Genomic DNA, 13,644 nt, shown 5'->3' with positions numbered 1-13,644 from the left:
GGTAATGTTCACTAACTTTCAGTCCCTAATCTCTATGTAAGTAGTCGTAAAGCAATTATCACCACACTATTAATAGCATGTAATAGCATGATGATAATTTTTGTTCCCTTAAAGACCAACGTCACAATGAAAATTTAATCTCTCTATCCATTGCGTGTGTTTATTAAAGCATCTATTAAAGGTAGGCTTTAGCGATTCACATTAGCCTTCAAGTGTGCTCCAACGCTCAAGCTTACTCATCATCTCATCTTCAATCACCAGTAAACGCTCACTAGCCGCTGTTGCCGCATCGAAGTCTTTAGTAAACCACGAGCCATCAGCCAATTTTTCTTGTAGCGCATTTTGTTCAGCTTCAAGCGCCGCAATCTCTTTTGGCAAATTGTCCAACTCACGTTGTTCATTATAGTTGAGCTTTTTAGCAGCTGTATTGGGTTTGGCAGCTTGAGTAGGCTTATTAGCAGGTTTATTGTTCGTGGCACTGTTATTTGGCGACCTAGCAGCACGTGTGGCTTCTTCACGGTTTTTTTGTACCAGATACTCTTGATAACCACCGACGTACTCTTTGACGATGCCTTTGCCTTCTTCATCAGTATCGAACACCCAGGTAGAGGTGACGACATTGTCCATGAACGAGCGGTCATGGCTAATCAGCAAGATAGTACCGTTAAAGCTGCTAACCGATTCTTCTAAGAGCTCAAGGGTGGCCATATCCAAGTCGTTGGTTGGCTCATCAAGTACCAAAATATTGGCAGGCTTTAGCAACTGCTTGGCAAGTAGGACGCGGTTACGCTCACCACCCGACAATGCTTTGACTGGCGTACGTGCACGCTCTGGGGCAAACAAGAAGTCTTGTAAGTAGCTCATGATGTGAGTTTTGCGGCCACCCACTTCGACGAAGTCAGAACCTTCAGAGACGTTTTGCGCGACACTGGCTTCTAGATCTAACTGATCACGTAGCTGATCGAAGAAGGCGATTTTTAGGTTAGTGCCTAGCTCAACGCTACCTGTTTTGGTCACTTCATCGTCAGACATATCGAGTAGGGCTTTAATCAACGTGGTTTTACCAGCACCGTTGGGACCAACGATACCAATCTTGTCACCACGCATAATCATGGTACTAAAGTTATCAACCAGTACGTTGCCATCATATTCCAGATGCAAGTTTTTAACCTTACAAACCAGCTTGCCACTTTTTTCGCCTTCACCCATAGTGATGTTAACGTTACCGACTTGCTCACGGCGACCGCTACGCTCTTCACGCAGTGCTTTTAGCTCACGTACACGGCCTTCGTTACGGGTGCGACGGGCTTTGATGCCTTGGCGAATCCAAACTTCTTCTTGGGCCAGTTTTTTATCAAAGTTGGCATTGTTTTTTTCTTCAGCGAGTAACTGTAGCTCTTTTAGTTCTTGATAGCGTGCATAACCTTTAGCACCTTGAGTGACGTCATAGCTTGTCAGCTGACCACGGTCAAGCTCAACAATACGCGTCGCGAGCTTATTGACGAATGCTCTATCATGGGTCACGAATAACAAGGTCAATCCTTGCCAATCTAACAAGAAGCGCTCTAGCCATTCGATACTTTCGACGTCCAAATGGTTGGTCGGCTCATCTAGTAGCAAGACATCAGGCTTGGTAACCAGTGAGCGCGCGAGTAGCACACGGCGCTTACGACCACCAGATAGCGACGATAAATCATCTTCTGGATCAAGTCCCATGGTCGTAATCAGTCGCGTGGCATCACGCTCTAGATCCCAGCCATGTACTGCATCGATATCATGCTGCAAGTTCGCCATATGCTCACAAGCATCCATATCGCCATCGGCACACATATCGACCTGCTTATTATAGTCAATCAGCAGATCCGCGGTGCGACGGCTACCACCCATGACGATATCTAATATACGGCCACTGGTTTCGGGGACGTCTTGTTCTAGCATAGCGACACGCATACTACTGTTGGTAATAATCTCACCGCTGTCAGGCTGCAACGAGCCATTGATTAACTTAAACAGCGTGGATTTGCCTTCGCCATTGCGACCAATCAAACACACGCGCTCGCCAGCATCGATTGCAAAATCAATACCATCGAGGACGGGAGCGACGCCAAATGCGAGGTGAATATCTTTTAGATGTATCAGTGCCATAAAATATCTTAAGCTTATATAATAGTGAGGTAGGGGTTGTTGCAAAATTGGCAGCAGTATAACATGCCACCACCTGACTGTAGTGCGAGTAAATGCTTTATCAGCACTATTTTTCGCTTCTATCAATAGCAAATAGGCTGTCAATGTTATCGCTATTTAACGGCTACTATTTAACGGTCATCAATCACTAATATATATTCCTTCAAACACCTCACATAAATACAATCACTTAGAGAAAAATATGGATCAATCTGTACCACCAACGAAACCGTTACTCGACTCTCAAGGCGATACATCTGCCGACCAAAGCGAGCTACATGCTCAAGTGATCGAATTACAGATGAATATGTCTCATTTGGAGCTGACGGTAGAGCGGCTCGATGAAGTAGTCGCTCGGCAAGATAAGCATATCCAGACCCTGCAACGTCAGCTGCAGCTTATATATAAACAAGTTGAAAGCCAAGATACTGAAGGGGGGATTGCGCCGTTTGATGTGATGGCTGATAGACCACCTCATTATTAAATACCTATGAGCCTTTAAAGGCCACTAATTATATCTGTATATTTCAAGCTAAAATTATATCCACATTTTTAGATACAGTTACTAGTCGATGACTGTCTAGTCATAATTCGGTAATAATGTATTTTTACAGTTGTCTTAAGGTGAAAAAGCCATTAGTATCCTTCCCCTTAGCTGCTGCCTACTTATCAATCCCTCGGTATGGCGGTAAAACAATGCGGATGTTTGGAGATACACAATGCGGGCCACTTTTCACCTAAAAACCCTTACGGTAGCTGTTGCTGCTCTTTCTGTTGCTAGCGTCGCTAGTGCTGCTGGTCTTGATCGTTCAGGTCAGGATATCACCGCATTCTTACAAGATGGAACCTATGCCGAAACCGTTTATACTTATATCGATGCCGATGTGAGTGGCAAGGATTCATCAGGCAATAAAATTGATGACATCGCAGAAGATTATGACTTTTTTCGTTATGGCGTAAAAGCAGATATCAATGATACATTCAGTGTTGGTATCTTATACGACGAGCCTTTCGGTGCTGCTGCTGATTATAGCGGCGACAACAATTTTATAGATGCAAATGGTGAAGGTACCAATGTAGAAGTGCGTACTGAAAACATTACTGGTATTATCGGTGCAAAATTTGGCGAAAATAAAAGCTTTCAAGTCTATGGTGGTCCAGTAGCCCAACGTGTAAAAGCTGACGTAAAATTACGTGGTACTGCTTATAGTGCTGCTAACGGTTATACCACTCACATTAGTGCCGATCAGGACTATGGTTATCTTGCAGGTTTTGCTTACAGCAAGCCTGAAATTGCATTGAAAGCCGCCTTAACCTACCGTTCAGAAATCGAACATAATGCACAATCAGCAGAAATTTATCCTGTTGTCGGTTCTGGTCTTATCCCAGCTCCTGTTGTAACTGCATTGGGTCTTTCAACAACTAGAAGCGAAAGTATTGAAATTACCACACCTGAATCAGTCAACTTTGATTTTCAAACGGGTATTAATCCAACGACACTAGCAACGGCTAAAGTGCGCTGGGTACCTTGGAGTGACTTTGCTATCGTACCCTCGTTATACAACGATGTGAGTAAAGTTTCTACACAAGACGATAAAGGTTTGGCATTAGTTAGTTATGATGAAGACCAGTGGCAGGTTGAGTTAGGTCTTGCTAAGCGTCTAGCCCCACAGTTTGCAATTAGCGGTACGGTTGGTTGGGATAGTGGTGCAGGTAATCCTGTCACTTCACTTGGCCCAATTGAAGGCTATTACAGTGTCGGTCTAGGTGGTAAATATGACATCACTGAAAACTGGGCAGTGTCTGCTGGTGGTAAATATCTGTGGTTCGGTGATGCTGAAGGCCAAATCCCAACTAAGCAAGTTGTCAGCAAGTTTGAAGACAACGACGGTTTTGCACTTGGTGTAAAAGTATCTTATCAAGCGAAGTAATAGCAAACTGAGCATTATATAGTTTGGCTATTTATTTGGTAATTTAACAACGATAAAAAAGCGATCCTGAATGGGTCGTTTTTTTATGTTTGTAATAAAGAAAAATACAATAATCAATATCTTTTAATTTAAGAATAAAAACCTATGTTTTTCCATTTAAGTTCGCCAATAGTGTTAATTAGGAATTAATGATTGTATATTTAGCAAACTATTGTTTATTAAATTAATTTAATTTTTTGTACCGCTCAGTCATTAACAAGAAATAAAGCGTTTTAATTGTTGTTTTAATGTCAGAAAGTCATTACTATTCATTTTAGGACATCGTTTACATAATCATATATTTTGCGTAACAATGCTAAATGTTGATTATTACAACGATTAAACAACGAGGATGTTTGGAGATATACAATGCGCGCTACTTTTCATTTAAAAACTCTTGCTGTAGCGATAGCTACTCTTTCTGTAGCCAGTATGACTAACGCTGCAGGTCTTGATCGTTCAGGTCAAGATATCACTGCATTCTTACAAGATGGCACTTATGCCGAAGCTGTATATACCTATATCGACGCTGATGTTAGCGGTTATGATAATCAACGTGTTGCCACTGATGATGCCGGTTATGTCCAAGGTAGGAGTACGGGTGAAGTTGCTGAATCTTATGATTTTTTCCGTTATGGTGTAAAAACTGATATCAATGATACGTTTAGTGTCGGTGTTCTATACGATGAGCCGTTTGGTGCTGCTGCTGCTTATAGTGGAGATAATAACTTTACGGGTGCTCCAACTGCAGCAATAGATGGGCTTATTTCGCAGCAAAAGATACCAGGTATTACTAATGCTGGAAGTTTAAATGCTTATGTAGAGTCTATTCAAGATGATCTCGCCGCAGGAAGAGAAGAAGTTAGACAAGGTGAAGCGGCAATTGCAGCAAATCCTGCGCTAGAACCAGTTTTGCGTCCTCAGATTGAGGCTGGTAAAGCGCAAATTGCTGCTGGTGAAAAATTAGGAGCGCTAAATGATTATGCTATTGAGCAGCTTGCTAATACCGAAGGTACGAATGTTGAAGTGCGCTCTGAGAGTCTGACAGCTATTTTAGGAGCTAAGTTCGGTGCTAATAAAGAGTTCCAAATTTATGGCGGCCCAGTCGCTCAGCGTATTAAGGCAGATGTAAGATTGCGTGGTAGTGCATATGGTCCTGCGACAAATTATACTTCTCATGTTAGTCCTGATCAGGATTATGGTTGGTTGGCAGGTGTATCGTATAGTAAACCAGAAATTGCCCTAAAAGCTGCTTTGACATATAGATCTGAAATTGACCATAGTATGAATATTTATGAAAGCTATCCTATTGCTCCTATTGCAAGTGGTGGCAAGCTTCCTTCGACTCAAACTACTAACATGGAGATTACTACTCCAAAATCAGTAAACTTTGATTTCCAAACTGGTATTAACCCAACGATGTTAGCCACTGCAAAAGTACGTTGGGTACCGTGGGGTGATTTTAAAATTACGCCGCCTTTATATAATGAAGTCAGTAAAGGAAGCTACGGTCCTGACGGTTTAAACTTAGTCGATTATGACGATGACCAATGGCAAGTAGAGCTTGGTCTTGCCAAACGTTTAGCACCAGCCTTAGCGGTTAGCGGAACCGTTGGTTGGGATAGTGGTTCAGGTGATCCAACAACGTCATTAGGACCAATCGATGGCTATTATAGCGTCGGTCTTGGCGCTAAATACAACGTTACTCCTGAGTGGGCGATATCAGCAGGCGGTAAATACTTATGGTTCGGCGATGCTAAAGGACAATTACCTACTAAGCAGATCGTAGGTGACTTCCAAGACAATGACGGCTATATCCTTGGTATGAAATTGTCTTATCAAGGAAAATAAGAATTTATTGTAAGTCATTAAAGCATTAACAGAAAAGCGATCCAGTTGGGTCGCTTTTTTTATTGTCTCCAAAGAAACCTTTGAGGATGACAGCAATTCAAACCGTGAAACAGATGGTCAGTTCTTAGGCTTAAATGCTTTTTATATTAAAGACGCGAAAGAGTACTTTTATGGCGGTGTAGGCACTTATCAGAACGATGTTCCTAAATCGAATATCATTAGCTACGATCGTAGTTCAGTAAATGTTGGTTGGAGCCGTGAGTGGAAACGCGGTCTTTCCACACTTGCGACAGTAGGCTATGGTATAAAAAAATATGATGATCCTGCCGATGCATATCCCGCAGGAAGCGGCGCATGGAAAGGCTATTATAATGCCGTAGGCGGCGTGCCCGGCTCGACCAGAGAAGACAAAACTGCCTCATTGGGCTTGCAAGTATGGAAGCGAGATTTTACGTTACTAGGACTCACGCCACGTTTGGTGTTTGATTATGAAACCACATCGAGCAATTTTGCTTACTATGATGACCGAGATGAAAAATCAGCGACAGTATTACTAACCAAAACTTTCTAATAAGATATAAAACGTTGATACTAAAAGACCTCGCTACGATTAGCGAGGTCTTTTTATTAACAGCATTATTAACAGAACCGTAAACAATAATGGCTTATTTATCTAAGTTCATTTCCATCTCTTTATACTTAGCAGATACTGACGGTCTTGGACCACCAGTCATGATACTGACAGCAAAGATAGCGATGGTACTTAAGATAAAGCCTGGAACGATAGCGTATAACCAATTGTTTAGTGCGACGCCATTCATCTCGAACGGGCCATAGACCCACAGGATAACAGTCAATGCACCAACTACCATGCCAGCGACAGCGCCATTGCGGTTCATGCCGCGCCATGTCAGACTGAAAATAACCAAAGGCCCGAATGCGGCACCAAATCCTGCCCAAGCATTAGAAACTAAGTTCAATACTGAGCTGTCGGGGTCAGAGGCGAGCAAGATAGATACGATAGCTACGGCTACAACCGAGATACGACCGACCAATACTTGGCGGGCTTCAGGAGCATCTCTATCAAAGAATAGCTTATAGACATCTTTAGTCAGCGAGCTTGATACCACCAATAGTTGCGAGGAGATGGTACTCATGATCGCGGCTAAAATAGCGGCTAATAAGAACCCTGAAACCAACGGTGTAAATAAAAACTGTGTAAAGACTAAGAAAATAGTCTCAGGATCATCCAAGGTCATTGCGGTTTTTTGTACATAAGCACGACCAGCAAAACCCGTCATTAAAGAACCAATTAAGCTGATAACCATCCAGCTCATACCGATGTTACGTGCCGTTGGGACGTCTTTGACCGAACGTATCGCCATAAAACGAACAATGATATGCGGCTGACCGAAATAACCTAAGCCCCACGCCAGTAATGAGATAATACCAAAGATAGTCATGCCACTAGTGACATTTAATAAACTTGGATCAATGTTTCTAACGGCTTCAGTCGTTGCTGATATACCGCCAAGATCGGTGAAGGCTACGACAGGTACGATCACCATTGCAAATAACATGATGACACCTTGTACAAAGTCAGTCATCGATACCGCTAAGAAACCACCAAATAAGGTATAGGCAACGACGACACCAGCAGTCACCCAAAGACCCGTACTATATGATAAGTTGAGCGAGCTTTCGAAGAGTTTACCACCACCTACTAGACTTGCGGCGGTATAAACGGTAAAAAATAAGATGATAACGATTGCTGATATGACCCGCAACATGTGCGACTTATCTTCAAAGCGGTTGGCGAAATAGTCCGGTAAGGTAATGGCGTTGTCAGCGACTTCGGTATAAACGCGAAGGCGCGGTGCCACAATGATATAGTTCAGTAAGGCACCGAGTGTCAAACCAAGTGCGATCCACATACTTACGACGCCATCGGCATACATATAGCCTGGTAGGCCAAGGAGCAACCAACCTGACATGTCCGACGCCCCTGCTGATAATGCAGTGACTGCGGGACCTAAATTACGTCCTCCTAACATATAGCCTTCGGTATCATTGGCTTGCTTAAAATAAGCGTAAACGCCAATCCCAATCATCACTAAGAAGTAGGCGCCCAACGATATCAGCACGCCACTAGAAATCCCATTCATATAAACTGTCCTTAACCAACGTTGTTGGCTGTAATTATTTTTAACTATATAAGATTAAGTCTCACAAGATGATGTTTGCAAACAATATCGAAAGACAAAAAAAGCCATTAAGTAGGACATAATGGCTTTCGACTTTTAGTCAGTATTTTCTGTTAGTTTTATATGATTGATACTGTTTTAAGAATAATATTCATAAAATAGTGATTAGAGGACAACAAGTATTGCTTCGTCGAAATCTTGTCTATAGCCCTTATCTGCTAATTTTTCACAAATGCTACTCACTTATAAAATCAATCATTTAAAACCATTAAACCTACTGTTTACCATCATATATTACTCTAAGCCTTCAATATATGACTATCAGTGCTATTATGGTAAATTTATGTTATAAAAAAGCCACACGTATTATAACGTATGGCTGTTTAAAATGCGAACGGCTGACCTAGAGTTATAAATTAATGACCTTTATAAAGCCCGCTAATTTTAGAAATAACTATTCAACATCTATAAAAAATTATTTAATCAATAGGAGCAAGCAAGTCTAACAATGCGGTTACGCTGCTTGATTGGGTAAGCTTTGGATTAATAACCACCCCCAAATAACGCTGCAATTCAATATTATCCGCCATATCTATACGTTCTAAATCTTGACTGACCATCGTTTGCGGCAGTACTGACCAGCCAAGTCCCACAGAGACCAACATCCGGATAGATTCTAGCGGGTTGGTACTCATCGTCGCGTATGGTTTTAGATTGTGCTTGGCAAATTCCGCTAAGGTGATCTGACTGGTAAAAGTATTGGCAGAGGGCAAGATAGCAGGGTAGCGCGCCAATTGCTCGAGCGTCACATTAGATTTGGTCGCTAAAGGCGATAAAGTGCCGGTCATAAAATAGAGCGGATCTGACCATAAGGTATGATAGGTCAAACGCTTATCGTAGACGGGCGGCAAGGTTAAAAATGCGAGTGATAAATCGCCATCGAGCACGGCCTTATGCGCGGTTTCTGAATCGACAAAATGCACTTCTAGTTGTACCGCAGGATAGGCTTGAATAAAATGCTTGAGCACAGGAGCAAGGTGGTGCAAGCCGATATGGTGGCTGGTGCCAATAACGAGTTTACCCGACACAATATGCTTTGAATGCTGGAGGTTTATTTTAAAGTTTTCATAATCTTCAAGCCAACGTTTGGCGTGCGGCAACATTTCACTGGCGGCTTGAGTCGGTACAATACCGCGCCCGACTGTATCAAATAAGGTGATGTTAAATTCATCTTCTAAGTTTTTGATGCGCTTACTGACCGCAGGCTGAGTGATAAACAGCTTTTCTGCTGCGCCTGAGATGCTGCCTGTGTGCATAACAGTGACGAATGTCGTCAAATTCGTGGTATTCAAACCGGTTTCCTTAGCTACGTAACGAGCTATAAATAAAAGTTGGCTAGCCTAATTATAATGAATTAGAAATAAAAGTTTGTGACTATGCAAAAATCATCAATTATTATTATAGGATTAGCCTGCTATAATCACAAGACATCAAGACGTATTATGACATATTTATTATATTAACTTGGTAATTGACCGTATAACGCCTATATTGACGACCAATTTTATTGATTTACCCAAAGACCCCTCAAGTAGTATTGATATAGTTGCGTGAGGGACCAATTTAATAGACAGTGCTTTTTAATGGCTTTCCATAAAAGTGCCTTTGAAGAACAGGTTTGATAAATAGTCTTGATAGACAGTAAATTGAATTTAAAAAACGGCGGTAATACAATGCCACGTTATCGATAGAGTGATTGATTAGACAAGTATGACAATTAGATAAAAGCCTCTAAAACCTAGCTCGCTGTGGTGTGAGCAGGCGTATAGAGTCAGTAATTAGCAACTAATAAAGGATAGCAACATGGCCGGTCAAACGTTATATGACAAACTTTGGAATGCTCACGAAGTCACCAAGCGTGATGACGGTTCGAGCCTGATTTATATCGACCGCCATCTATTGCATGAAGTGACGAGTCCGCAAGCATTTGAAGGTCTGGAGCTGGCCAATAGAGCGCCATGGCGTCTGTCGGCTAACATCGCTAGTCCCGATCATAATGTACCAACAGTGACTAAAGAGCGCTCAGAAGGCGTGGCTGGTATCAAAGACAAAGTATCGCGCTTACAAGTACTCACCTTGGATGAGAATTGTGCGAAGTTTGATATCGCTGAGTTTACTATCAATGATGCGCGTCAAGGTATCTTGCACGTGGTCGGTCCTGAACAGGGTTTGGTATTGCCGGGTATGACGGTGGTTTGTGGTGATTCACATACTGCCACCCATGGCGCACTTGGCTGCTTGGCACACGGTATCGGTACCTCAGAAGTTGAGCATGTATTGGCGACTCAGTGCTTGATTCAAAAGAAATCCAAAAACATGCAGATTCGAGTCACTGGCAAATTGGGTGCTGGCGTGACATCAAAAGATGTGGTACTTGCTATTATCGCCAAAATTGGCACCGCTGGCGGCACGGGGCATGCCATTGAATTTGCTGGACAAGTCTTTGAAGACATGAGCATGGAAGGTCGCATGACCGTCTGTAACATGGCCATCGAAGCAGGTGCACGCGTGGGTATGGTCGCAGTTGATGATACGACTATCGATTACGTCAAAGGTCGTCCTTATGCGCCAACCGCTGAGCAGTGGGAGCAAGCAGAAGCTTACTGGCGCACTTTATACTCAGATGCTGATGCCGTATTTGATACTATTATTGAGATTGATGGTAGCGAGATTGCGCCTCAGGTTTCTTGGGGTACGTCACCTGAAATGGTCGTCGATATCACGCAGTCGGTACCGACACCTGAGCAAGCCGTGGATGAAGCGCAAGAAGAAGGCTGGTTGCGCGCTTATACCTATATGGGTCTAACAGCAGGTCAGAAAATTACTGATATCCAATTGGATCGTATCTTTATTGGTTCGTGTACCAACTCGCGTATCGAAGATTTGCGTGATGCCGCCGCTGTTATCAAGGGTCGTAAGGTGGCGGACAATATTAAAGAAGCCATTGTCGTGGCGGGTTCTGGGCAAGTGAAGTTGCAGGCTGAAGCAGAAGGCTTAGATGCCTTGTTCACGGAAGCGGGTTTTGAGTGGCGCGAGCCGGGCTGCTCGATGTGTTTGGCGATGAATGCAGATAAGCTTGAGCCGCAAGAGCATTGTGCCTCGACGTCTAATCGTAACTTTGAGGGTCGTCAGGGTAATGGCGGTCGTACGCATTTGGTCAGTCCAGCAATGGCAGCAGCGGCAGCATTAGCGGGTCACTTTGTAGATGTACGGACGTTTTAATTTAGAACGGCTGAGAGAACAGAGATGAAAATACTGCTCTTTTTATTTTGCATACTGGGTAGCTCTCAGCTAGCGATGGCTCGTGATTACTGTAATGGAAGATTTGCCTATTGTGTCGATGTGCCAAATCAATTGCAATGGTTGCCTGAAGCAGATAATGGTGACGGTCGTCATTTTAAGTTGCCCAACTCCAATGCCGATATTTTGGTCTTTGGCAGTAATACACCAAGTGTCTTCTTTTATACAGATAGTGATTATCTGAAAGAAAAGCAGCATCGATATAAAACAGGCATGACAGTTACTTATGAGCGGTTAAAAGATAAAACCTATACAGTAAGTGGTTATAGAGAGGATGGTCAAGTTTTCTATCATGTTATTAAGGTTAATAATGGTCAGGAAGTAGTATTACATCCGAACTATCCTGAGAGTGAAAAAACTAAAATGACAAGTATTGTTAAACAAATGGCACGCTCTTTTAAGCTTCATTAAGCAGCTAGAAAATTTACGTTAGTAATCGATATTTTAAGGAAAAACCATGCAAGCTTATAACACCCAAACCGGTATCGTTTGCCCACTCGATCGCGCGAACGTCGATACCGACCAAATTATCGCCAAACAATTTTTAAAATCCATTAAACGTACGGGCTTTGGCGTCAATTTATTTGATGATTGGCGTTATCTCGACGAAGGTTATCCGGGTCAAGATAACAGCACTCGTGTAATTAACCCAGATTTTGTCTTAAATAAGCCCCGTTATCAAGGCGCTACTATATTGCTGGCACGCAGAAACTTTGGTTGTGGCTCNGCTCGAGCCGTGAGCATGCACCTTGGGCACTTTCAGAATATGGCTTTCGTACTATCATTGCCCCAAGCTTTGCCGATATCTTTTATAATAACTGCTTTAAAAATGGCATGCTACCAATCGTCTTGGATGAAGCCATTGTTGATACCTTGATGAAAGCAACGCTTGCCAATGAAGGCTATGAGTTGACCGCCGACCTCGAGCGTCAAGTGGTTATTACCCCAAGCGGTGAAGAGTATGCTTTTGAGGTCGATGAGTTTCGTAAGCATTGCTTGCTAAATGGTCTTGATGATATCGGTCTTACTTTGCAGCAAAGCGATGCGATTAAAGACTATGAGCATAAAATGATGCAAAAAACGCCTTGGATATTTAATGACGTTAGAGCATAGAGCGTGACTGATAGACCAGTGGCTATAAAAAACCGATGAACAATAGTAATGCAGCGTTGAGTTATGCTGATGAACTGGCTAGAATGAAGGGTAACTTATCTTCCATATTAAATAGTAGCCGTCATTATGAATAAACAACGTTATGCTGTCTGGACAAGTATGGCTGTCGCTGCAAGTTTATTGTTAACAGGCTGTCAATCATTGACGGGCTATAAACAAATAGACAAAGCAGATAGTGCTAAGGTGCGTGCAGGGAACATCCAACCTGTTGCGGGTGAGGTGAATATTTCTTGCCTAGGTACTTATCATTGTGAAATTGTGCAGATTGACAAAACTTTAGTCATTGCTCCGGATACCCACGAGCCGGTCAGTCCTGACATGCTGGTTACCATGCCCGTTATCGAAGGCGATAAGTCGGCACAAGAACAGATGAGTATTGATATGGCACCGCTGCTGAATAATAATGCGGTCAAAATCGTTCCACTGTCTAAATCTGGTATGCCAGGATTGACCAATTACTACGCACGGGTCAAACCTGCAAAACGCGAAGTACAGGTTAATTTCTATCCAGAAAATAACGTCGGCTATGTTGAGCGTTTTGCGATTATTCATGATTTCGTCGAACCAGGCACTTATCAGTTGCGAGCTTATCAAAAAAAATCTAGTGACAATTCAGGCAGTCTGTTAGACACAGCATCACCCGAGCCTTTATGCATCGAGCTGTCGCAAGATAAAAGTTTGCAGCGTCGGTTCTGTAAGCAGTTGGGCGCTGAGCATCAAGGAGAGTTTGTAGAGACCAGCATTGTTGAGCAAAAATCTACGCAAGCAAAAACGGTGGCTTGATAGTGATGGCTAGCCTCTCGATTTGATTATTTTGCAACATTTAGCTAAATAAGAAACAACGACCTCTTGAGTACTGACTACCATTGATAATGGTGGTCTATTATTGCATTTGTCGCTAG

Annotated in this window: 10 protein-coding genes and 1 pseudogene; 8 read left to right on the top strand and 3 right to left on the bottom strand. The window is 42.7% G+C overall.

The window, feature by feature from the left end:
- Positions 1-201: 201 nt before the first annotated feature.
- Positions 202-2,145, bottom strand: coding sequence for an ATP-binding cassette domain-containing protein (locus W293_RS0104965; RefSeq protein WP_025651398.1), 1,944 nt, complete (start codon positions 2,143-2,145; stop codon positions 202-204).
- Positions 2,146-2,386: 241 nt separating this feature from the next.
- On the opposite strand from W293_RS0104965, the gene W293_RS0104960 reads away from it, so the two are divergent.
- The 4 genes from W293_RS0104960 to W293_RS16100 all read left to right on the top strand — a co-directional run bounded on the left by W293_RS0104960 (position 2,387) and on the right by W293_RS16100 (position 6,576).
- Positions 2,387-2,668 carry a SlyX family protein gene (locus W293_RS0104960; protein WP_025651397.1) on the top strand — a complete coding sequence of 94 codons (282 nt, stop codon included), beginning with the start codon at positions 2,387-2,389 and terminating at the stop codon, positions 2,666-2,668.
- Between the two features lie 235 nt (positions 2,669-2,903).
- Entirely contained in the window at positions 2,904-4,115 is a 1,212-nt protein-coding gene (locus tag W293_RS0104955) for an OmpP1/FadL family transporter (RefSeq protein ID WP_025651396.1), read from the top strand.
- 408 nt (positions 4,116-4,523) lie between these two features.
- Positions 4,524-6,005, top strand: coding sequence for an outer membrane protein transport protein (locus tag W293_RS0104950; protein ID WP_025651395.1), 1,482 nt, complete (start codon positions 4,524-4,526; stop codon positions 6,003-6,005).
- Positions 6,006-6,021: 16 nt separating this feature from the next.
- The gene (locus W293_RS16100; RefSeq protein ID WP_319802576.1) at positions 6,022-6,576 is read left to right on the top strand and encodes a surface lipoprotein assembly modifier; all 555 of its coding nucleotides are present in this window, start codon (positions 6,022-6,024) and stop codon (positions 6,574-6,576) included.
- A 94-nt stretch (positions 6,577-6,670) separates the two neighbouring features.
- Here the strand turns inward: W293_RS16100 and putP are convergent, their stop codons facing one another.
- The gene (gene putP, locus W293_RS0104940) at positions 6,671-8,170 is read right to left on the bottom strand and encodes a sodium/proline symporter PutP (RefSeq protein WP_025651393.1); all 1,500 of its coding nucleotides are present in this window, start codon (positions 8,168-8,170) and stop codon (positions 6,671-6,673) included.
- A gap of 518 nt (positions 8,171-8,688) precedes the next feature.
- Positions 8,689-9,561, bottom strand: a complete 873-nt coding sequence (locus W293_RS0104935) for a LysR family transcriptional regulator (RefSeq protein WP_025651392.1) — start codon at positions 9,559-9,561, stop codon at positions 8,689-8,691.
- A gap of 511 nt (positions 9,562-10,072) precedes the next feature.
- On the opposite strand from W293_RS0104935, the gene leuC reads away from it, so the two are divergent.
- The 4 genes and pseudogenes from leuC to W293_RS0104915 all read left to right on the top strand — a co-directional run bounded on the left by leuC (position 10,073) and on the right by W293_RS0104915 (position 13,525).
- Entirely contained in the window at positions 10,073-11,491 is a 1,419-nt protein-coding gene (leuC, locus tag W293_RS0104930) for a 3-isopropylmalate dehydratase large subunit (RefSeq protein WP_037025077.1), read from the top strand.
- Between the two features lie 24 nt (positions 11,492-11,515).
- Complete coding sequence (locus W293_RS0104925) at positions 11,516-11,980, top strand: hypothetical protein (protein WP_025651390.1); 465 nt, start codon at positions 11,516-11,518, stop codon at positions 11,978-11,980.
- Positions 11,981-12,026: 46 nt separating this feature from the next.
- Positions 12,027-12,682 (top strand): annotated as a pseudogene (leuD, locus tag W293_RS16095) (3-isopropylmalate dehydratase small subunit).
- Between the two features lie 126 nt (positions 12,683-12,808).
- Positions 12,809-13,525 carry a hypothetical protein gene (locus W293_RS0104915; protein ID WP_025651389.1) on the top strand — a complete coding sequence of 239 codons (717 nt, stop codon included), beginning with the start codon at positions 12,809-12,811 and terminating at the stop codon, positions 13,523-13,525.
- Positions 13,526-13,644 lie beyond the last annotated feature (119 nt).

This window comes from Psychrobacter sp. TB67, from assembly GCF_000511065.1.
Lineage (GTDB): Bacteria > Pseudomonadota > Gammaproteobacteria > Pseudomonadales > Moraxellaceae > Psychrobacter > Psychrobacter okhotskensis.
The sequence above is the reverse complement of the archived record's forward strand: the minus strand, read 5'-3'. Positions and strand labels throughout refer to the sequence as shown.

Bases quoted from the DNA above. Each gene is read 5' to 3' on its own strand.
- W293_RS0104965 (WP_025651398.1), bottom strand. From the start codon at position 2,145: ATGGCACTGATACATCTAAAAGATATTCACCTCGCATTTGGCGTCGCT.
- W293_RS0104960 (WP_025651397.1), top strand. From the start codon at position 2,387: ATGGATCAATCTGTACCACCAACGAAACCGTTACTCGACTCTCAAGGC.
- W293_RS0104955 (WP_025651396.1), top strand. From the start codon at position 2,904: ATGCGGGCCACTTTTCACCTAAAAACCCTTACGGTAGCTGTTGCTGCT.
- W293_RS0104950 (WP_025651395.1), top strand. From the start codon at position 4,524: ATGCGCGCTACTTTTCATTTAAAAACTCTTGCTGTAGCGATAGCTACT.
- putP (WP_025651393.1), bottom strand. From the start codon at position 8,170: ATGAATGGGATTTCTAGTGGCGTGCTGATATCGTTGGGCGCCTACTTC.
- leuC (WP_037025077.1), top strand. From the start codon at position 10,073: ATGGCCGGTCAAACGTTATATGACAAACTTTGGAATGCTCACGAAGTC.
- W293_RS0104925 (WP_025651390.1), top strand. From the start codon at position 11,516: ATGAAAATACTGCTCTTTTTATTTTGCATACTGGGTAGCTCTCAGCTA.
- W293_RS0104915 (WP_025651389.1), top strand. From the start codon at position 12,809: ATGAATAAACAACGTTATGCTGTCTGGACAAGTATGGCTGTCGCTGCA.